Raw genomic sequence first — 19,519 nt, 5'->3', positions numbered from 1 at the left:
ACTGGCCGCCACCGTAAGACTCTCCGCGCCCGGGGGGAACAAGGATGCACCCATCACCGCGCGGAGGGGCAATCCGGGAGCGGACATACCACATCACGTGCCGGTTCGGCCGGGGTCGCCGGCCGGATACGGCAGCCGCGACATCGTGGCACACATCACAGCGACGGCCGTCCCTCCGAGCATGAAGAGCGCCAGGCCGAGCTCCTGGCCGAAGACGTAGTCGCCCTCGGGCCGCCCGCCGAGAAGGACCACGACGGCGATGAACCAGCCCACCGCCGGTGCCAGTGCGCCGAGCTGTGTCCCTGTCAGCACCCGGCCGCCGTAGAACAGACCCGCCGACGCCGCGAGGGCGAGCAGCAACCCGCCCGGGAACAGGGCCGCCTGGACGAGGGTGCCCGCGATCCCGACGACCGCGCCGAGCACCGCGAGCCCCACGTACAGGGGGATCCGCGCGGGGTTCGGGGGCGCGGCGAGACCCGTGGGCGCGGGGCTCCTCGGCGGGGCGTTGGTGCGCGGTGCCTCCGACGAGGCGCGTGGCCTCTGCCTGCTGCTCATGCCTGTGCTCCTGGTGCGAGGGCCGCGTCCGGCACGCCCGCGAAGAGGTCGTGCTCGCGGGAACCGTCGTCCCCGCCCGGGGCGCCCCGCACCAACTCGTAGTACTCGGTGGTGAAAAGGGGCTGCCCCAAGTCGTTCGAAAGAGCGAAGAACGGTCCGTCCACGGCGATCTGGGTGGCGTGCGCCCGCATGGCCTCGGTCTTCGCCGCGGCGTACGCCGAACCGTCGATCTCCGCCGTGATCCCCGCGTCGTCCACGACACCGGGCACGTCGTCGACCGCGGCGATCCCCGGGAAGGCGTCGGGGGCGGTCTCCCGCAGCCGCGTGAAGGCCGCCTCGGCCACGGAGCGGGGTACCCGGTTCCAGTAGATCTTGGCGACGGTGTGCGGGGCTCCGGCGTCGGCGTCGTACGCGGGATCCGCGGCCAGGTCCGCCGCGCGCATCGCGACGCGGTGCGCCTGGATGTGGTCCGGGTGGCCGTAGCCGCCGTCGGGGTCGTACGTGATGAGGACCTGGGGGCGCAGCGAGCGGATCACCTCGACGAGGTGGCCGGCCGCCTCGTCGAGGTCGGCGGCCCAGAAGGCACCGGGCCGGTGATTCTGCTCGGTGCCCATCATGCCGGAGTCACGGAACCGGCCGGGGCCTCCCAGGAACCGGTGGTCGCCGACCCCGAGCGCCCGCATCGCGGCGGCGAGTTCGCCGATGCGGTGGTCGCCCAGTCCGCCCTCCCGGTCGGCGGCGAGATGCGCGAGGTCCGCCGGGATGACCTCGCCCTCCTCGCCGAGGGTGCACGTCACGAGGGCGACGTGGGCGCCCTCGGCCGCGTACCTGGCCATGGTGGCGCCGTTGTTGATCGACTCGTCGTCGGGGTGCGCGTGCACCAGGAGCAGACGGCGGGCGGGGAGGTCCTTCATGGGGCCACCCTACGAGCAGGCCGGCCCACCCGCCGAACGCCCCACGGTGTCGGGGGCGCCCGGCGGGGTACACGTTCAGAACTTGATGCCCCCGATCATGCCTGCCACGTTCGACGTCACCTCCGAGATGGTCGGGGCGATCGACGAGCTCGCGAGGTAGAAGCCGAGCAACATGCAGACCACCGCGTGTCCGCCCTTCAGTCCGGATTTCCGGATCAGCAGGAAGACGACGATCGCCAGCAGCACCACCGCCGAAATCGAGAGTGCCACGGCGGTTCACCTCCATCAGTACGGTCGGGACAGGCAGCACACATGGAGCCAGCAGGTTCATACCCACCGAGCGCTACGGATCATAACTATCCGTGCCGACGCATTGATCGGGGCACAGCAGCACGAGGGGCGCACGGACCGGCCGTCGGGAGCTAGGTTCGGGGCCATGACCTCGCAGAAGTTGACCTTTCCCCGCCAGCACGCCCGGACCCAGCGGTTCACCCTCGGCGCACCTCGCGCCTTCACCGTCTCACCGGATGGGACGCGGGTGCTGTTCCTCCGGTCTGCCTCCGGCACCGACCGGACGAACCGGCTGATGGTGCTGGACACCGGGACGGGCGAGGAGCGGATCGCGGCCGATCCCGACACCCTGCTGGGCGGTTCGGCGGAGAAGCTGTCGCCCCAGGAGAGGGCACGGCGCGAGCGGACCCGGGAGGGCTCGGCGGGCATCGTGGGCTACGCGGTGGACGGCGCGGCCGAGTTGGCGGCCTTCGCGCTCTCCGGGAAGGCGTACGTCGCCGAGTTGAGGGCGGGCACGGCACGCGCCCTGCCCGTACCGGGTCCGGTGATCGACCCGCGCCCCTCCCCCGACGGCCGGCACATCGCCTACGTGACACGGGGCGCGCTGCGCGTGGTGGGGGCGGAGGGCGACGGTGACCGGCCGGTCGCGGAGCCGGAGGACGCGCACACCTCGTACGGCCTCGCGGAGTTCGTCGCGGCCGAGGAGATGAGCCGCTACCGCGGTTTCTGGTGGTCGCCGGACTCGGACCGCCTGCTGGTCGCCCGGGCCGACGACAGCGCCGTACAGCGGTGGTGGATCGCCGATCCGGCACACCCCGGGAGCAAGCCGGCCGAGGTGGCCTATCCGGCGGCGGGGACGGCCAACGCCGAGGTGCGGCTCTTCGTGATGGGCCTGGACGGGACCCGCACGGAGGTTGTCTGGGACCGGTCCCGCTTCCCCTATCTGGCGCGGGTGCACTGGTCCTCGCACGGCGCCCCGCTGCTTCTGGTGCAGGCCCGTGACCAGCGTAGTCAGCTGTATCTGGCCGTCGACACGGAGAGCGGCGCGACCCGCACGGTGCACGTCGACGAGGACGGCGTGTGGCTTGATCTTTTCGCCGGGGTGCCCGCCTGGGCGCCCGACGGGCGGCTCGTGCGGGTCGCCGACGAGGGGGGCGCGCGGGTGCTCTCGGCCGGCGACCGGCCGCTGACCGGCGACCAGCTGCACATCCAGGCGGTGCTGGACATCGGGGAGTCCGACATCCTGGTGCAGGCGACCGCGGGTGAGGGCGCGGCGGATCCGGAGACGGGGCAGAGCCATGTGTACCGGGTCAACGAGCTGGGCGTGGAACGCGTCAGCGAGGGCTCCGGGGTGCACTCCGCGGTGCGCGCGGGCGGTGTGACGGTGCTGGTGTCGGCGTCCCTGGAGCACCCCGGCACGGCCGTGCGGGTGCTGCGGGACGGCAAGCGGATCGCCGATGTGGCGAATCTCGCCCAGGAGCCGGTCCTGACCGCGAACGTCCGGCTGACGGAGGGGGGCGCACGGCGGATCCCGTGCGCCGTGCTGCTCCCCACCGGATACAAGGAATCGGACGGACCGCTCCCGGTCCTGATGGATCCCTACGGCGGCCCGCACGGCCGGCGGGTGGTCGCGGCCCACAATCCGCACCTCACGTCCCAGTGGTTCGCGGACCACGGTTTCGCCGTGATCGTCGCGGACGGCCGGGGCGCGCCCGGCCGTTCGCCGGGCTGGGAGAAGGCGGTGCGGGACGATCTCACGCTCACCCTCGACGATCAGGTCGAGGCGCTGCACGCCCTGGCCGGGCGCTTCCCGCTGGATCTCTCCAAGGTGGCCATGCGCGGCTGGTCGTACGGCGGCTACCTCTCGGCGCTCGCGGTGCTGCGGCGCCCCGATGTCTTCCACGCGGCCGTCGTCGGCGCTCCGGTGACGGACTGGCGGCTGTACGACACCCACTACACCGAGCGCTATCTCGGCGACCCCGCGACCCGGCCCGAGGTGTACGCCCGCAACTCCCTGGTCACGGACGAGGGACTCTCCGAGCCCGCTGACACGGTGCGGCCGATGATGATCGTCCACGGTCTGGCCGACGACAACGTGGTGGTCGCCCACGCGCTGCGACTCTCGTCCGCGCTGCTGTCCGCCGGACGCCCGCACGAGGTGCTGCCGCTGAGCGGGGTGACGCACATGACCCCGCAGGAGCAGGTGGCCGAGAACCTTCTGCTGCTCCAGGTGGACTTCCTCCGGCGGTCCCTGGGGCTGCTCCGGGCGTAGGCCCCGGCCGTCACCAGCCGGGCGGCGGGGACGCGGGCGGCGGCGGACTGCCCGGCCCGCCGCCGCTCTGCGGGTAGCCGTAAGGAGGCGTGCCGGTCTGCGGATAGCCGTAACCGGGCGCCCCGGCCTGCGGATAGCCGTAACCGGGCGCCCCCGCCTGCGGATAGCCGTAACCCGCCGCCCCGGACTGCGGATAGCCGTAGCCGCCGTACCCCTCGTTCTGTCCGTCGGGGCTATCGAGGCCCCTGCGCGCCAGGACGAGGAGTGCCGCGGCCCCGGCGAAGGCGAGGAGGAACGAGGTGCCCATGCTGAGCTGCTGCTCGACCGGCGCCCCGCCGAAGTCCTCCAGCCACCCGTTGTGGAGGACGCGGGCGATTCCGCAGGCGCCGGAGACCAGCAGGAACCCGGCGGCGATCATGCCGAGCGGACGGGCGTGGACGGCGCGGAGGAGCGCGGTCCAGGCCACCACCAGGCAGACCGTCCCGAGCGCGATGCTGCTCCAGCCGGGCGGGGTGGCGGTGAGCCCCAGCGTGAGGGCCTTTCCGCCGATGTACCAGGCGGGATAGACCGAGTCCGGCAGCGTGAAGAGCTGGCGGATCTCCCAGGCGATCAGGACCGCCCCCGAGGTGCCGAGCACCAGGAAGGCCGTGACCCCGGCGCCGCGTCCCGGCCGGGTGGGCAGTGGCTCGTGGGAGTCGTAGGAGTCGACGGGCTGTCTGCGGCCCGCGGCTCCGGTGACGACGAGGGCGAGGCCGGCGGCCAGGGCGACGAAGGTGCCGATGAGGGCGCGGGTGCGCAGTTCGTCGTCGAACCGCCCGTCCATCCAGGACGATCCGATGATCCAGACGCCCGGCAGCCGCAGGACGAGCGTGATCAGGCCGGTGGCGACCAGTGTGGACGCGGCGACCGAGGAGCGCAGCGCGGCGATCAGGGCGAGGACGTAGACGACGAGCAGCACCGGATCGGCCTGCAGGGTGGCGGGCAGTTCCTTCGGCCAGCCGTCCGTGTAACCGGCCCAGTAACGCAGCAGGACCGATACGTCGCCGACGGCCCGGAGATCCCGCACGATCCATCCCGCGACGACGGCCGCGAGCACGGCGCACAGCACCGCTCCGGTGATTCTGGCTCCCCGTGTGAGTATCACACCGGCGATACTCCACCGCGGTCCGCCGATGGACAAGGGGACCTGTGGGGCAGGGCGGGAAAGGGTAACCGGCCGGGGCGACGTGATGAACGCCCCGGCCGGTTCACGGCACCCGCACGGCCGTACGCTCTCTATGGTGGGAGGTCCGTATATCGGTGTGACGACGGTCAAGTTGCCTCTGTGTTAACGACATGAGGCTCATTTATCATCCTTTGTCACCCTCGGGAGTCTCCCGCAGGTCCTCCGGCGGCACCACCTGCTTCTCCTCGGCGAAGTGGCACGCCGAGTCGTGCCGGGCCGGTGTCCCCGTGTCCCGGAACACCGCCGGGACCGCGAGCAGCGGCACCTCCAGCTCGCACCGCTCCTGCGCCTTCCAGCACCGGGTGCGGAAGCGGCAGCCGGACGGGATGTTCGCCGGTGAGGGCACGTCACCGTGGAGGATGATCCGCTCGCGGTGATCACGGGCCGTCGGGTCGGGCACCGGGACGGCCGACAGCAGCGCCTGGGTGTACGGGTGTGTCGGGTGGTCGTAGATCTCCTCGTCCGTGCCGATCTCTACGATCCTGCCGAGGTACATGACGCCGACGCGGTCGGAGATGTGCCGGACGATCGACAGGTCGTGCGCGATGAAGAGGAAGCTCAGGTCGAATTCGGTCTGCAACCGGTCCAGCAGGTTGACGACCTGGGCCTGGACGGACACGTCGAGCGCGGAGACCGGTTCGTCGGCGACGATGATCTCGGGGTTCAGCGCGAGGCCCCGGGCGATCCCGATGCGCTGGCGTTGGCCGCCGGAGAACTGGTGCGGATACCGGTTGATGTACTCCGGGTTCAGACCGACGACGTCGAGCAGGTCCTGCACCTTCTGCCGGCGACTCCCCTTGGGCGCCACCTCGGGGTGGATCTCGTAGGGCTCCCCGATGATGTCGCCGACCGTCATACGCGGGTTCAGCGAGGTGTACGGGTCCTGGAACACCATCTGGATGTTGCGGCGGACGGCCTTCAGCGCACGCCCGGACAGCTTGGTGATGTCCTCGCCCTTGTAGCGGATCGCGCCCCCGGTCGGCGGCTCCAGGTGGACGAGCATCTTGGCGACGGTCGACTTGCCGCAGCCGGACTCCCCCACGATGCCGAGCGTCTCGCCCGCCGCGAGGTCGAAGTCCACACCGTCGACGGCCTTGACCGCGCCGACCTGCTTCTTGAAGAGGACGCCCCGGGTCAGCGGGTAGTGCTTGACCAGCCCGCGCACCTCCAGGATCGGGTCGCCCTCGGCGTACGGGCGTACGGGCGCCTCGGCCTGGAGCGTGGAACCGCCGCCCCCGCGGCCCGTCTCGTCAGCGTGCATCGAGCGTCTCCTTCCAGAAGTGGCAGGCGCTCCGGCGTTTCTCGTCCACGGTGTAGAGCGGCGGCACGTCCGTGCGGCAGACGGCCTGCGCCATGGGGCAGCGCGGGTGGAAGGCGCAGCCCGGGGGGATGTGCAGCAGGTTGGGCGGCAGCCCCTTGATCGCGTACAGCTCCTGGCCCTTCTGGTCCAGGCGCGGGATCGACCTCAGCAGGCCCTTGGTGTACGGGTGGGCCGGCGCCTTGTAGATCTCGTGGACGGGCGAGGTCTCGACGATCCGGCCCGCGTACATCACGGCGATCTTGTCGGCGACGTCGGCGACGACGCCGAGGTCGTGGGTGATGAGGATGAGCCCCATGTTGAGCTCACGCTGCAGCTCCGCGAGCAGGTCCATCACCTGGGCCTGGACGGTCACGTCGAGGGCGGTGGTCGGTTCGTCGGCGATGATCAGGTCGGGCTCCAGGGCGAGCGCCATCGCGATCATGATGCGCTGGCGCATACCGCCGGAGAACTGGTGGGGGAAGTCGCCCACCCGCTGCCGGGCCGCCGGGATGCGCACCCGGTCCATCAGCTCGATCGCCCTGGCCTTGGCGTCGCCGCGTGACATCCCCCGGTGCACGACGAACATCTCGCCGAGCTGCGCGCCCACGCTGAGGACCGGATTCAGCGAGGACAGCGCGTCCTGGAAGATCATGGCCATCTCCTGGCCGCGGATGCGCCGGCGCTCCTCGTTCCTGAGCTTCAGCAGGTCGCGGTCCTTGAAGAGGATCTCGCCTCCGCTGATCTTCCCGGGCGGCATGTCCAGGATGCCCATGATCGCCTGGGCGGTGACGGACTTGCCCGAGCCGGACTCGCCGAGGACGGCGAGCGTCTCCCCCTCGGACACCGAGTAGTTGACGCCATTGACGGCCTTGGCGACGCCGTCCCGGGTGTGGAACTCCACGTGCAGATCGCGCACTTCGAGCAACATGGCAGCGGACTCCTCAGCGCAGCTTGGGGTCGAGGGCGTCGCGCACCGCGTCGCCGAGCATGATGAAGGCGAGCACGGTGATCGCAAGCGCCCCGGCCGGCCAGAGCAGCATGTGCGGCGCGTTGCGGATGTACTGGGAGGCGGCGGAGATGTCGATCCCCCAGGAGACCGCCGGCGGCTTCAGCCCCACCCCGAGGAACGACAGGGTCGCCTCCAGCGAGATGTACGTGCCGAGGGCGATGGTCGCGACGACGATCACCGGGGCGATGGCGTTGGGGGTGATGTGCCGGAGCATCATCCGTGAGTTCGAGGCACCCAGCGCGCGGGCGGCCTGGACGTAGTCGTTCTGTTTGGCGGTGATGACGGAGCCCCGGGCGATGCGTGCGATCTGGGGCCAGCCCAGCAGCACGATGAAGCCGATCACGGGCCAGACGGTGGAGCTGGTGACGACGGACAGGAAGACCAGCCCGCCGAGGACCACGGGGATGCCGAAGAAGACGTCCGTGATGCGGGAGAGCACGGCGTCCCACGCCCCGCCGAAGAAGCCGGCGAGGCCGCCCAGGACGCCCCCGAGCAGCGAGACCCCGACGGTGGAGAGGACGCCGACGGCCACCGAGGTCCGCGCGCCGTAGACGGTGCGGGTGTAGACGTCGCAGCCCTGTCCGTCGAATCCGAAGGGGTGCCCGGGCTGGGAGCCCTCCTGGGCCTTGGCCAGGTCGCAGTCGAGGGGGTCCTGGTCGGCGATCAGCGACGGCCAGATCGAGATGATCACCAGGAACAGGATGACCAGCCCGGAGATGATGAAGACCGGGTTGCGGCGCAGGTCGCGCCAGGCGTCGGACCACAGGCTGCGCGGCTTGCCGGTGGGCCCGGTGCCTTCGGGGCCGCCGGGCGTCTTCTCCAGCGTGGTGCCCTCGTCCATGGCGAGGTCCATCGCCCCGCCCGCGCCGGCGCCCGAGATCGCGCCGCTGCCCGTCGTCTCGTCCCACGGCTTCTGCTCAGGCATAGCGGATCCTCGGGTCGAGTACGGCGTACAGGAGGTCGACGATCAGGTTGGCCGCCAGGAAGACGAGGACCAGGACGGTGACGAACCCGACGACGGTCTGGGAGTTCTGCCGCAGGATCCCCTGGTAGAGCTGGTAGCCGACCCCGTGGATGTTGAAGATGCGCTCGGTGACGATCGCCCCGCCCATCAGGGCGCCCACGTCCGTACCGATGAAGGTGACGACGGGGATCAGGGAGTTGCGCAGCAGGTGCCGCACGACCACCCGGCGCCTCGGGAGGCCTTTGGCCACGGCGGTACGGACGTAGTCGGCGCGGGAGTTCTCGGCGATCGACGTCCGGGTGAGCCGGGTGACGTAGGCCAGCGAGACGGAGGCCAGGACCAGCCCGGGCACGATGAGTTCGTCGACCGGGGCCTCCGAGGAGACGGACGGCTTGATGATCCCCCACTCCACGCCGAGGAGGAGCTGGAGCAGCAGGCCGGTGACGAACGTCGGTACGGCGATGACGACCAGGGTCAGGATGAGCACCACGGTGTCGACGGGCCGGCCGCGGCGCAGGCCGGTGACGACGCCGAGGCTGATGCCGATGACGATCTCGAACACGATCGCGACGATGGTGAGCCGGATGGTGATGGGGAAGGCGGTGGCCATCAGCTCCGTGACCTTCTGCCCGTTGAAGGCAGTGCCGAAGTCACCGGTGAAGATGTTGCCCATGTAGGTCAGGTATTGCTGCCAGACCGGCTTGTCGAGGCCGAACTCGGTACGCAGCTGGGCGGCGGTCGCGGGGTCGCACTGGCGGTCGCCGCAGAGGCCCGCGATGGGGTCGCCCATCACGTTCACCATGAGGAAGATCAGCAGCGTGGTGCCGAAGAAGACCGGGATCATCTGCAGCAGCCGCCGGATCACGTAACGTCCCATGAGGGGCTCCCGGGGGTCGGGGGGCGGAGGGACCGGAAAGCCGGGTGGCCGGTGCGGGCTGCCGCACCGGCCACCCGGCTTCAGCGGGTCACTTGACCTTGATCTGGTCGTACACCGGGACGCTGAAGGGGTTCAGCGAGACGTTCTCGACCCTGTCCGAGTAGCCGGCGCTGCCGTTCTGGTACCAGAGCGGGATGACCGGCATCTGCTCGACGAGCACCTTCTCCGCGTCCTGGAAGGTGGTGACGGCCTTGGCCTTGTCGCTCTCCGCGTTGGCCTTGTCGACCAGGTCGTCGAACTTCTGGTTGCTCCACTTGCCGTCGTTGGACGGGGCGTTGGTGTAGTAGAGCGGCTGGAGGAAGTTCTGGATCAGCGGGTAGTCCATCTGCCAGCCCGCGCGCCAGGCTCCGGTCAGCTTCTGTGTGGAGACCTGGCTGCGGAAGTCGGCGAAGGTGCCGACGGGCCCGCCGACACACGCCTTGTTGTTGCCCATGACGTTGTTGATGCTGTTGCAGACCGCGTCGACCCACTCCTTGTGGGATCCGGTGTCGGCGTTGTACGAGATCTTGAGCTGGCCGCCGGGGATGCCGCCGCCCTCCTCGACCAGCTTCTTGGCCTCCGCCTTGTCGTACTCGCACGCGGGGCCGCAGAGGCCCTTCTTGAAGCCGCCCTCCTCGCCGAGGACCGGCGAGGTCCAGTCGGAGGCGGGGGTGCGGGTCTTCTGGAAGATCTGGTCGGTGATCTGGGCCCGGTTGATCGCCATCGACAGGCCCTGGCGGACCTTGATCGCGCCCGGGGTGTTCCAGGCCTTCTCGTAGAACGGGAAGGCGAGCGTCTGGATGATGCCGGCGGGTGTGTTGATGTACCGGTCACCCAGGTCCGCCTGGACGTTCTTGAGCTGCGAGGCGGGCACGTCGTCGACCAGGTCGAGGTTGCCCGCGGTCAGGTCGGTGTAGGCGGTGTTGTTGTCGGTGTAGACCTTGAGGTCGATACCGCCGTTCTGCGCCTTGTCCGCGCCGGGGTAGTCGTCCCACCGGCGCAGGTTCATCGACGAGCCCTTGGCGTACTGGTCGATGGTGTAGGGACCGTTGCCGACGGGCTTGGAGAGCCAGGCGTCGTGGTCGGTGTAGAAGACCTTGGGCAGCGGCACGAACGCGGCGTAGCCGAGGGTGTCGGGCCAGAGCGAGAACTTCTGCGACAGCTTGGCCGTGAAGGTCGTGCCGTTGACCACCTTGAGGCCGGAGAGGGTGGTGGCGGACGCCTTGCCGGACTCCGGGTGCACCTTGTCGTAACCGTCGATGTACTGGAAGAAGTAGGCGTTCTTCTGGTTGTTCTTCAGAGCGGCGCCGTAGTTCCAGGCGTCGACGAACGACTTCGCGGTGATCTTCTCGCCGTTGCTGAAGGTCCAGTTGTCCTTGATCGTGATCGTGAAGTTCTGCGAGTCCGTCGACTCGATCTTCTGGGCGATCTCGTTCTGGGCCTCGCCCGTCTTGGGGTCGTAGCGCACGAGCCCGCGGAAGACCATGTCGAGGACCTTGCCGCCCTGCACCTCGTTCGTGTTCGCCGGCTCCAGCGGGTTCTGCGGGTCTCCCCAGGACGAGCTCACGATCCCGTCGGCGCCACCGCCGCCACCGCTGTCCCCGCCGCCGCAGGCCGTGGCCGCCAGGGCGACCGCGACGGCGCATGCGGCCCACCTGGCCTGTGTGGCTCCGCGCATGGAGTGCCTCCTAGGGTTCCCTTGAGTGGCTCAATGCCTCATACCACCCCATATGACACTCCGTCGCATGTCGGCATACGCCGTACGCCGTACGGGAACCACCGGAACGCCAGGACGCCCGGCCCCCCGCGGGGGGCCGGGCGTCCTGGTCTGGACCGATCGGGTGCTACGCCGCGTGCACGACGTCCTTCTCCTCTGCGAAGTGGCACGCCGACTCGTGCGCGGCGGGCGTGTCCGAGGCCTTGAAGCGCTCGGGGATCGCCAGCAGCGGCACCTCGGTGGCGCACTTGTCCTGCGCCTTCCAGCACCGCGTACGGAAGCGGCAGCCGGACGGCGGGTTCGCCGGCGACGGGACGTCACCGGAGAGGATGATCCGCTCGCGTCCGTCGCGGGCCTCGGGGTCCGGGACGGGGACCGCCGACAGCAGCGCCTGGGTGTAGGGGTGCGTCGGGTGGTCGTAGATCTGCTGGTCCGTACCGATCTCGGCCATCTTGCCGAGGTACATGACGCCGACCCGGTCCGAGATGTGCCGGACGATCGACAGGTCGTGCGCGATGAAGAGGTAGGAGAGGTTGAACTCGTCCTGGAGCTTCTCCATCAGGTTGATGACCTGCGCCTGCACCGACACGTCGAGCGCGGAGACAGGCTCGTCGCAGATGATGATCTCCGGGTTGAGCGCGAGGCCCCGGGCGATCCCGATGCGCTGGCGCTGACCGCCGGAGAACTGGTGCGGATACCGGTTGATGTACTCCGGGTTCAGACCGACGACGTCCAGGAGGTCCTGCACCTTGCGGCGCCGCTCACCCTTCGGGGCCGCCTCGGGGTGGATCTCGAAGGTCTCCCCGATGATGTCGCCGACCGTCATACGCGGGTTCAGCGAGGTGTACGGGTCCTGGAACACCATCTGGATGTTGCGGCGCACGGCCTTCAGCGCACGCCCGGACAGCTTGGTGATGTCCTGGCCCTTGTAGAAGACCTCACCGGCGGTGGCCCGCTCCAGCGTCATCAGGAGCTTGGCGACCGTGGACTTGCCACAGCCGGACTCGCCCACGATGCCGAGCGTCTCGCCCTGGTAGAGATCGAACGAGATCCCGTCCACGGCCTTGACCGCGCCGACCTGCTTCTTGAACAGGATGCCCTGGGTCAGCGGGAAGTGCTTGACCAGGTTGCGCACCTGGAGGATCGGCTCCCCCTGCGAGACCGGCGCCTCGATTGCCGCGACGGCCTCGGACTCGGTGCTCGCGTTGACCGTCGCCACTTCGGTGACGTTCGGGGTGGCGTCCACGGACCCCTTGTCGAGGTCAGCCATGGATCGTCTCCTTCCAGAAGTGGCAGGCGCTGCCGCGGCCGGCCAGCTCGGTGCCGTCCTGCTCGGTCACCGGGCGCAGCGCCGGGATGTCCGTACGGCAGATGTCCTGCGCCATCGTGCAGCGCGGGTTGAAGGCGCAGCCGGACGGCACGTGCAGCAGGTTGGGCGGCAGGCCCTTGATCGCGTAGAGCTCCTGGCCCTTCTGGTCCAGGCGCGGGATCGACTCCAGCAGGCCCTTGGTGTACGGGTGCGCGGGGCGCTTGTAGATCTCGTGGACCGGAGCGGTCTCGACGATCCGGCCCGCGTACATCACGGCGATCTTGTCGGCGACGTCGGCGACCACGCCGAGGTCGTGCGTGATCAGGATCAGGCCCATGTTGAAGTCGCGCTGGAGCTCCGCGAGCAGGTCCATGACCTGCGCCTGCACGGTCACGTCGAGCGCCGTGGTGGGCTCGTCCGCGATGATCAGGTCGGGCTCCAGGGCCAGCGCCATCGCGATCATGATGCGCTGGCGCATACCGCCGGAGAACATGTGCGGGTAGTCGTTGACCCGCTCCTTGGCCGCCGGGATGCGCACACGGTCCATCAGTGCGATGGCCTTGGCCTTGGCCTCCTTCTTGGAGAGGCCCTGGTGCACGCGGAACATCTCGCCGAGCTGGTAGCCCACGGAGAGGACCGGGTTCAGCGAGGAGAGCGCGTCCTGGAAGATCATGGCGATCTTCCGGCCGCGGATCTGCCGGCGCTCCTCGTTGGACATCTTGAGCATGTCCTGGCCGCGGAAGAAGATCTCCCCCTTGGGGATGCGACCCGGAGGCATGTCCAGGATGCCCATGATCGCCTGAGCGGTCACGGACTTGCCGGAGCCGGACTCGCCGAGCACGGCGAGGGTCTCGCCGGCGCTGACGCTGTAGTTGACTCCGTTGACGGCCTTGGCGACGCCGTCGCGGGTGTGGAACTCCACGTGCAGATCGCGGACTTCGAGCAGCGGGCCGCTCTCGTCGTTCGAACCACGCGGAGCAGGAACATCCGCCGTCTTGTCGATGATGGTCATGTACGCCTCCCTCAGCGCAGCTTGGGATCGAGGGCGTTGCGTACCGCATCGCCGAGCATGATGAACGCCAGAACGGTGATCGACACCATGACCGACGGGATGATCAGGACGAACGCGGCGTTACGCAGCTGCTCCTGGCCGGAGGAGATGTCGACACCCCACGACACGGTCGGTTCGGCGAGCCCGATGCCCAGGAAGGACAGGGTCGCCTCGGCCGAGATGTAGCCGCCGAGTGCGATGGTCGCGACGACGATCACCGGGGCGATCGCGTTGGGCAGGATGTGCCGGAGCAGGATGCGGGTGGTCGAGGCGCCGAGCGCCTTGGCCGCCATCACGTAGTCGGCCTGCTTGATCGTCAGCACCGAGCCGCGCGCGACACGGGCGATCTGGGTCCAGCCGAGGAAGGCCAGGGCAAGGATGACGACCCAGATCTTGCGCTCCTCGAACGAGGTCAGGACGACCATCGCGCCGAGGATGAAGGGCACGCCGAAGAAGATGTCGGTGACCCGGGACAGGATCGTGTCGATCCAGCCGCCGAAGTAACCGGCGAGCATGCCGACCACGGTGCCCAGGATCGTGACCAGGGCGGTGACGACGACGGCGACGGTGATCGAGGCACGGGCGCCGTAGACGACACGCGCGTAGATCGAGCGCCCCTGGATGTCGTACCCGAACCAGTCCTCCTGGAAGAAGTTCCCCCACTTGGGCTTCTGCAGGTAGTGGTGGGCCAGGTCCGCGTAGCGCGGGTCGGCGCCGGTGAACAGGCCGGGGAATACCGCCATCACCAGCAGGAAGAAGATCAGGACGGCGGAGACGACGAACAGCGGGCTGCGCCGCAGGTCGTGCCAGGCGTCCGACCACAGGCTGCGGGGCTTGCCGACCGGTGAGGCGGCGGCGGGTGCCGCCACGGCCCCGGGCGTGTCCGGGGTGGCTTCCTTGAGCGTCTCAGGCATAACGGATCCTCGGGTCCAGGACCGCGTAGAGCAGGTCGACGACCAGGCTGGCGATGAGATAGACGACGACGATCAGCGTCACGATGCCGACGACGGTGGCGCCTTCGCGGTGCCGGAGCGCGTCGAAGACGTTGTAGCCGACGCCCTTGATGTTGAAGATGCCCTCGGTGACGACGGCGCCGCCCAGCAGGGCACCGAGGTCGGTGCCGAGGAAGGTGACCACGGGGATCAGCGAGTTGCGCATCAGGTGGACGCCGATGATGCGACGGCGCGGCAGCCCCTTGGCCACGGCGGTGCGCATGTAGTCGGAACGCAGGTTCTCCGCGACCGAGGTGCGGGTCAGTCGCGCCACATAGGCGAGCGACAAGGACCCGAGGACGACCGCGGGCAGGATCAGCTCACTCGAACTCGCCTCGAGGCTCACGTTGGGTTCGACCCAGCCGAGCTGGAAGGCGAAGAAGTACTGGCCGAGGAAGCCCAGCACGAACGAGGGGACCGAGATGAGCAGGAGCGTCAGGACGAGCAGACCGCGGTCGCGAAGGGTATCGGCCTTCAGCCCCGCGAAGATGCCCATGGAGATACCGACGACGACCGTGAAGATGAAGGCAAACAAGGCCAGCCGGACGGTGATCGGGAACGCTTCCGAAATGATGTCGGCGACGGGTCGCCCACTGGCGATCTGTGTGCCGAAATCACCCTGGAACAGGTTCACGAGGTAGTTCCAGTACTGGTGCCAGAGCGGCAGGTCGAGCCCGAGCTCCTTCTTCATTTCCGCGATCTGCGTGGGGTCGACGGCCTGTTCGCCTGCGAGCGCGCGCACGGGGTCGCCGGGCAGCGCGTACATCATGGCGAAGACCAGCAAGGTTGACCCGAGGAAGACCGGGATCATCTGGAGCAGTCGCCGCGCGACGTAACGCCCCATGTTTGCCTCCGATTAGGGATAAAGCAGCCCAGGGGCCGCCCTCCGGTTACGGAGAGCGGCCCCCCGGGACCTACTGCCTGGTGTGGGCGGCTGATGGCCGAGTGGGGGCCCTCAGGCGTGTGTTACTTGTTGACCGTGACTTCGGTGATGTTGTAGTCACCGTGGAAGTCGATCGTCACGTTGTCGACAGCCTTCGAGTAGCCACCGTTGGTCTTGTACTCCCAGAGCGGGATCGCCGGCATCTTGTCCAGGAGGAGCTTCTCCGCGTCCTGGTAAGCCTTGATCGACTCGTCCAGGGTCTTCGCGTTGTCGCCCTTCTTGAAGGCCGCGTCGACCTCCTTGTCGGAGAACCGGCCGTTGTTGGCCTCGGCCGTGGTGCCGTACAGCTCCCGCATGAAGTTGACGTTCACCGGGTAGTCGGCGACCCAGCCACCGCGGTACATCGACTTGACCTGGTCGTTGTCACGCGCCTCCAGGTCGGTCTGGAAGTCCGGCTTGGCGTCCGGGACGCAGTCGACCCCGGTCGAGTTGCGGATGGACTCGCAGACCGCGGTCACCCACTCCTTGTGGCCACCGTCGGCGTTGTACTGGATCCAGATCTTGTTGTCCGGAACACCGCCGCCCTCGGTGACGAGCTGCTTCGCCTTGGCCGCGTCGAACTTGAACACGTCGGTGCCCAGGTCCTGGTTGCCGGCGACGCCCGGAGGCGTGAAGCTGGTGGCGGGCTTGCGGGTGCCGTTGAGCACGGTCTTGGTGATCGTGTCGCGGTCGATGCCCATCGACAGACCCTGGAGGACCTTCGGGTCGATGTCCTTGAAGGTCTTCGAGTAGAACGTCGGGACGATCGACTGGATGGCCGCGTACGGCTCGTCGATCGCGCGGTCACCGAGGTCCGTCTTGTACTTCGGCAGGTCCTTCGGGCCGACCTGGCGGATCATGTCCAGGTTGCCGGAGAGGAGGTCCTGGTACGCGGCCTCGACGGTCGCGTAGTTCTTGAAGAGGACACCCTTGTTCTTGGCCTTGTTCGGGCCCTGGTAGTCAGGGTTGGCCTTGACCTGGATGAGCTTCTTGTGGTCCCACTTCTCGAAGATGTAGGGACCGTTGCCGACCGGGGCCTGGCCGAACGCCTTGGTGTCCTTGTAGAACACCTCGGGCAGCGGGGCGAACGTGGTGTAGCCGAGCTTGTACTCGTAGTACGGCACCGCGTTGTTGAGCTCGATCGTGAAGGTCGTGTCGTCGACCGCCTTCAGACCGGACATCTCCGTGGCCTTGGGGTCACCCTTCTCGGGGTGCACGTCCGCGTAGCCCTTGATGTCCTCGAACCAGAACGCGTTCTGCTGGGCGTTCTTGCTGTTGGCGTACCAGTTCCAAGCCTTGATGTAGGACTCGGACGTGACCGGGGTGCCGTCGTGGAACTTCCAGCCGGACTTGAGCTTGACCGTCCACGTCTTGTTGTCCGTCGACTTCACGGACTCGGCGTTCGTGTAGACGATGTTGCCGTCCGCGTCGAAGTCCAGGAGCTGGGTGAACAGCGACTGGATGACGTAGCTGCCGAGCGACTCGTTGGTGTCGGCCGGGATCAGCGGCTTCTGCGGCTCACCGACGTCGATGGAGACGTAGCCCGCGGGCTTGCCCTTCTCCTTCGAGGCATTGCTGCTGTCGTCACTGTCGCCCCCGCCACAGGCAGTCGCGGCCAGGGCGATGATTGCCGCTCCCGCGACCCACTTGGCGCTCTTGGCACCGCGCATGGGTTTCCTCCTCATGAGTCCACTTTTGACTACAAGAGGGGCACTGGACAGATCCACCGACACCCCTGACGGCGATCGTTTGCAGTGCCCCGAGTGTGCTCGTGAGTCCGCACTCCCCACAGTGCGCCGACCCATTGACCCGAGCTCAATGGAGCCAACTATTAAGTAACACCGGGCTGTAAACCACACTTAAAGGGTCTCGGTTTGACAACATCGAGAAGCCATGGTTGCCCGAAATCCGGACAAAGTGATCCCAGACAGACACGCCCGAAACGGACCGTTAACACATGTTCCGGAGAGCGACGCACGATATCCGGACACCTCGGTCAGGAAAACGGGTTGACGAAAGGCCCGGACCCCCACAGTGTCTGCGGGGGTCCGGGCCCTGTGTCAATGGCTCGCACTGACGGTTCGTCGGCCGCAGCGGACGACGCCGGTCAGGTCAGCCGTTCTTCGCGCGCGAGGCCGTGCGGCCGCGCTGCTTCTGGTCCAGGACGACCTTGCGGATACGCACGGTCTCCGGGGTCACCTCGATGCACTCGTCGTCGCGGCAGAACTCCAGCGACTGCTCCAGCGAGAGCTTACGGGCGGGCACCACGTTCTCCGTGGTGTCCGCGGAAGCCGCACGCATGTTGGTGAGCTTCTTCTCCTTGGTGATGTTCACGTCCATGTCGTCGGCGCGCGAGTTCTCGCCGATGATCATGCCCTCGTAGACCTCGGTGGTGGCCTCGGTGAAGATGACACCGCGCTCCTGGAGGTTGACCATCGCGAACGGCGTCACGACGCCCGCGCGGTCCGCCACCAGCGAGCCGTTGTGGCGGGTGCGCAGCTCGCCGAACCACGGCTCGTGGCCCTCGAAGATGGAGTGCGCGATGCCCGTGCCACGGGTCTGGGTCAGGAACTCCGTACGGAAGCCGATGAGGCCGCGGGAGGGCACGATCCACTCCATGCGGACCCAGCCCGAGCCGTGGTTCGTCATCGTCTCCATGCGGCCCTTACGGGTCGCCATCAGCTGCGTGATGGCGCCGAGGTGCTCCTCGGGGGAGTCGATCGTCATGCGCTCGATCGGCTCGTGCGTCTTGCCGTCGACCTGCTTGGTGACGACCTCCGGCTTTCCGACCGTCAGCTCGAAGCCCTCACGGCGCATCTGCTCGACCAGGATGGCGAGCGCGAGCTCACCACGGCCCTGAACCTCCCAGGCATCGGGGCGCTCGGTGTCCAGGACGCGGAGCGAGACGTTACCGACCAGCTCCCGGTCCAGCCGGTCCTTGATCTGCCGGGCAGTGACCTTGTGGCCCTTGCCACCCTTGCCGACCAGGGGCGAGGTGTTCGCACCGATGGTCATCGAGATGGCCGGCTCGTCCACCGTGATCAGCGGCAGCGCGACCGGGTTCTCGGGATCGGCCAGGGTCTCGCCGATCATGATGTCCGGGATACCGGCGATCGCGCAGATGTCGCCCGGGCCCGCCTTCTCGGCCGGCTTGCGGGTGAGCGCCTCGGTCATCAGGAGCTCGGTGATGCGCACGTTGGAGATCGTGCCGTCGCGCTTGATCCACGCGACCGTCTGGCCCTTGCGCAGCTCGCCCTGCTCGACGCGGCACAGCGCGATACGGCCGAGGAAGTTGTCGGCGTCCAGGTTGGTGACGTGGGCCTGGAGGGGAGCGGCCTCGTCGTACTCCGGTGCCGGGACCGCGGAGAGGATGGTGCTGAAGAACGGCTCCAGGCTGTCGCTGTCCTGCGGGACGGTGCCGTCCTCGGGCTTGGTCAGCGAGGCGACGCCGTCACGGGCGCAGGCGTAGACGATCGGGAACTCGATCTGGTCCTCGTCGGCGTCGAGGTCCAGGAAGAGGTCGTAGGTCTCATCGACGATCTCGGCGATCCGGGAGTCCGGCCGGTCGGTCTTGTTGACGCAGAGGATGACCGGCAGCTTGGCGTCCAGCGCCTTGCGGAGCACGAAGCGGGTCTGCGGGAGCGGCCCCTCGGAGGCGTCCACGAGCAGCACGACCGCGTCCACCATCGACAGACCACGCTCGACCTCGCCGCCGAAGTCGGCGTGGCCGGGGGTGTCGATGATGTTGATGGTGATGACGTCGCCGCCATCCTTCGGGTGGTACTTCACGGCCGTGTTCTTGGCCAGGATCGTGATGCCCTTCTCACGCTCCAGGTCGTTCGAGTCCATCATGCGTTCGTCGAGGTTCTCGGCGGCGTGGGCGGCGAAGGCGCCGGCCTGCTTGAGCATGGCGTCGACCAGTGTGGTCTTGCCGTGGTCGACGTGGGCGACAATGGCTACGTTACGGATGTCGTGGCGCGTGGGCATGGGTGGCTTGCGCTTCTCTCGGATCGTGGGATCAGGCGTCTCAGTCGGTCTTCGAGTCCTCGTACGCCCGCCGGGCGGCACGCCACGGCTAGTCC

16 protein-coding genes are annotated in these 19,519 nt (G+C 68.4%); 1 reads left to right on the top strand and 15 read right to left on the bottom strand.

Annotated features, from left to right (window positions below; all coding sequences use genetic code 11):
* Nucleotides 1–93: 93 nt before the first annotated feature.
* From ACIQM3_RS04305 to ACIQM3_RS04295, 3 genes are all read right to left on the bottom strand, one after another.
* Nucleotides 94–555 carry a DUF6113 family protein gene (locus ACIQM3_RS04305; RefSeq protein WP_401618543.1) on the bottom strand — a complete coding sequence of 154 codons (462 nt, stop codon included), beginning with the start codon at nt 553–555 and terminating at the stop codon, nt 94–96.
* A complete protein-coding gene (gene mshB / locus ACIQM3_RS04300; protein ID WP_401618540.1) occupies nt 552–1,469 on the bottom strand; it encodes an N-acetyl-1-D-myo-inositol-2-amino-2-deoxy-alpha-D-glucopyranoside deacetylase in 918 nt (305 codons plus the stop codon). The genes ACIQM3_RS04305 and mshB overlap by 4 nt, the downstream gene beginning before the upstream one ends.
* 75 nt (nt 1,470–1,544) lie before the next feature.
* Entirely contained in the window at nt 1,545–1,739 is a 195-nt protein-coding gene (locus ACIQM3_RS04295; protein WP_014154257.1) for a hypothetical protein, read from the bottom strand.
* A 166-nt stretch (nt 1,740–1,905) separates the two neighbouring features.
* Here ACIQM3_RS04295 and ACIQM3_RS04290 point away from each other — a divergent pair, with 166 nt between their 5' ends.
* A complete protein-coding gene (locus tag ACIQM3_RS04290) occupies nt 1,906–4,032 on the top strand; it encodes an alpha/beta fold hydrolase (RefSeq protein WP_401618537.1) in 2,127 nt (708 codons plus the stop codon).
* Between the two features lie 10 nt (nt 4,033–4,042).
* Here the strand turns inward: ACIQM3_RS04290 and ACIQM3_RS04285 are convergent, their stop codons facing one another.
* From ACIQM3_RS04285 to typA, 12 genes are all read right to left on the bottom strand, one after another.
* Nucleotides 4,043–5,176 carry a hypothetical protein gene (locus ACIQM3_RS04285; protein ID WP_401618534.1) on the bottom strand — a complete coding sequence of 378 codons (1,134 nt, stop codon included), beginning with the start codon at nt 5,174–5,176 and terminating at the stop codon, nt 4,043–4,045.
* A 205-nt stretch (nt 5,177–5,381) separates the two neighbouring features.
* Nucleotides 5,382–6,518 carry an ABC transporter ATP-binding protein gene (locus ACIQM3_RS04280; RefSeq protein ID WP_401618531.1) on the bottom strand — a complete coding sequence of 379 codons (1,137 nt, stop codon included), beginning with the start codon at nt 6,516–6,518 and terminating at the stop codon, nt 5,382–5,384.
* A complete protein-coding gene (locus ACIQM3_RS04275; protein ID WP_401618528.1) occupies nt 6,508–7,485 on the bottom strand; it encodes an ABC transporter ATP-binding protein in 978 nt (325 codons plus the stop codon). Before ACIQM3_RS04275 ends, ACIQM3_RS04280 begins: the two co-directional genes overlap by 11 nt.
* A gap of 13 nt (nt 7,486–7,498) precedes the next feature.
* On the bottom strand, nt 7,499–8,491 hold the full coding sequence (locus ACIQM3_RS04270) for an ABC transporter permease (protein WP_401618526.1): 993 nt from the start codon (nt 8,489–8,491) through the stop codon (nt 7,499–7,501).
* Nucleotides 8,484–9,407, bottom strand: coding sequence for an ABC transporter permease (locus ACIQM3_RS04265; protein ID WP_401618523.1), 924 nt, complete (start codon nt 9,405–9,407; stop codon nt 8,484–8,486). The genes ACIQM3_RS04270 and ACIQM3_RS04265 overlap by 8 nt, the downstream gene beginning before the upstream one ends.
* Nucleotides 9,408–9,495: 88 nt before the next feature.
* Nucleotides 9,496–11,124, bottom strand: a complete 1,629-nt coding sequence (locus ACIQM3_RS04260; RefSeq protein WP_401618520.1) for an ABC transporter substrate-binding protein — start codon at nt 11,122–11,124, stop codon at nt 9,496–9,498.
* Between the two features lie 166 nt (nt 11,125–11,290).
* The gene (locus ACIQM3_RS04255; RefSeq protein ID WP_401618517.1) at nt 11,291–12,433 is read right to left on the bottom strand and encodes an ABC transporter ATP-binding protein; all 1,143 of its coding nucleotides are present in this window, start codon (nt 12,431–12,433) and stop codon (nt 11,291–11,293) included.
* Nucleotides 12,426–13,484: an ABC transporter ATP-binding protein gene (locus ACIQM3_RS04250; RefSeq protein WP_401618514.1), complete on the bottom strand. Its 1,059-nt coding sequence runs from the start codon at nt 13,482–13,484 to the stop codon at nt 12,426–12,428. The genes ACIQM3_RS04255 and ACIQM3_RS04250 overlap by 8 nt, the downstream gene beginning before the upstream one ends.
* 11 nt (nt 13,485–13,495) lie before the next feature.
* Entirely contained in the window at nt 13,496–14,437 is a 942-nt protein-coding gene (locus ACIQM3_RS04245; RefSeq protein WP_401618511.1) for an ABC transporter permease, read from the bottom strand.
* On the bottom strand, nt 14,430–15,359 hold the full coding sequence (locus tag ACIQM3_RS04240; RefSeq protein WP_401618509.1) for an ABC transporter permease: 930 nt from the start codon (nt 15,357–15,359) through the stop codon (nt 14,430–14,432). Before ACIQM3_RS04240 ends, ACIQM3_RS04245 begins: the two co-directional genes overlap by 8 nt.
* A 122-nt stretch (nt 15,360–15,481) precedes the next feature.
* On the bottom strand, nt 15,482–17,107 hold the full coding sequence (locus ACIQM3_RS04235) for an ABC transporter substrate-binding protein (protein ID WP_401618506.1): 1,626 nt from the start codon (nt 17,105–17,107) through the stop codon (nt 15,482–15,484).
* 442 nt (nt 17,108–17,549) lie between these two features.
* Nucleotides 17,550–19,424 carry a translational GTPase TypA gene (gene typA, locus ACIQM3_RS04230; protein ID WP_401618503.1) on the bottom strand — a complete coding sequence of 625 codons (1,875 nt, stop codon included), beginning with the start codon at nt 19,422–19,424 and terminating at the stop codon, nt 17,550–17,552.
* Between the last annotated feature and the right edge of the window lie 95 nt (nt 19,425–19,519).

This window comes from Streptomyces sp. NPDC091271 (assembly GCF_044757505.1).
Classification (GTDB): Bacteria; Actinomycetota; Actinomycetes; order Streptomycetales; family Streptomycetaceae; genus Streptomyces.
The sequence above is the reverse complement of the archived record's forward strand: the minus strand, read 5'-3'. Positions and strand labels throughout refer to the sequence as shown.

Coding starts and splice junctions, on each gene's coding strand:
- ACIQM3_RS04250 (WP_401618514.1), bottom strand. CDS start 13,484: ATGACCATCATCGACAAGACGGCGGATGTTCCTGCTCCGCGTGGTTCG.
- ACIQM3_RS04280 (WP_401618531.1), bottom strand. CDS start 6,518: ATGCACGCTGACGAGACGGGCCGCGGGGGCGGCGGTTCCACGCTCCAG.
- ACIQM3_RS04275 (WP_401618528.1), bottom strand. CDS start 7,485: ATGTTGCTCGAAGTGCGCGATCTGCACGTGGAGTTCCACACCCGGGAC.
- ACIQM3_RS04260 (WP_401618520.1), bottom strand. CDS start 11,124: ATGCGCGGAGCCACACAGGCCAGGTGGGCCGCATGCGCCGTCGCGGTC.
- typA (WP_401618503.1), bottom strand. CDS start 19,424: ATGCCCACGCGCCACGACATCCGTAACGTAGCCATTGTCGCCCACGTC.
- ACIQM3_RS04240 (WP_401618509.1), bottom strand. CDS start 15,359: ATGGGGCGTTACGTCGCGCGGCGACTGCTCCAGATGATCCCGGTCTTC.
- ACIQM3_RS04255 (WP_401618517.1), bottom strand. CDS start 12,433: ATGGCTGACCTCGACAAGGGGTCCGTGGACGCCACCCCGAACGTCACC.
- ACIQM3_RS04270 (WP_401618526.1), bottom strand. CDS start 8,491: ATGCCTGAGCAGAAGCCGTGGGACGAGACGACGGGCAGCGGCGCGATC.
- ACIQM3_RS04265 (WP_401618523.1), bottom strand. CDS start 9,407: ATGGGACGTTACGTGATCCGGCGGCTGCTGCAGATGATCCCGGTCTTC.
- ACIQM3_RS04305 (WP_401618543.1), bottom strand. CDS start 555: ATGAGCAGCAGGCAGAGGCCACGCGCCTCGTCGGAGGCACCGCGCACC.
- ACIQM3_RS04290 (WP_401618537.1), top strand. CDS start 1,906: ATGACCTCGCAGAAGTTGACCTTTCCCCGCCAGCACGCCCGGACCCAG.
- ACIQM3_RS04245 (WP_401618511.1), bottom strand. CDS start 14,437: ATGCCTGAGACGCTCAAGGAAGCCACCCCGGACACGCCCGGGGCCGTG.
- ACIQM3_RS04235 (WP_401618506.1), bottom strand. CDS start 17,107: ATGCGCGGTGCCAAGAGCGCCAAGTGGGTCGCGGGAGCGGCAATCATC.
- mshB (WP_401618540.1), bottom strand. CDS start 1,469: ATGAAGGACCTCCCCGCCCGCCGTCTGCTCCTGGTGCACGCGCACCCC.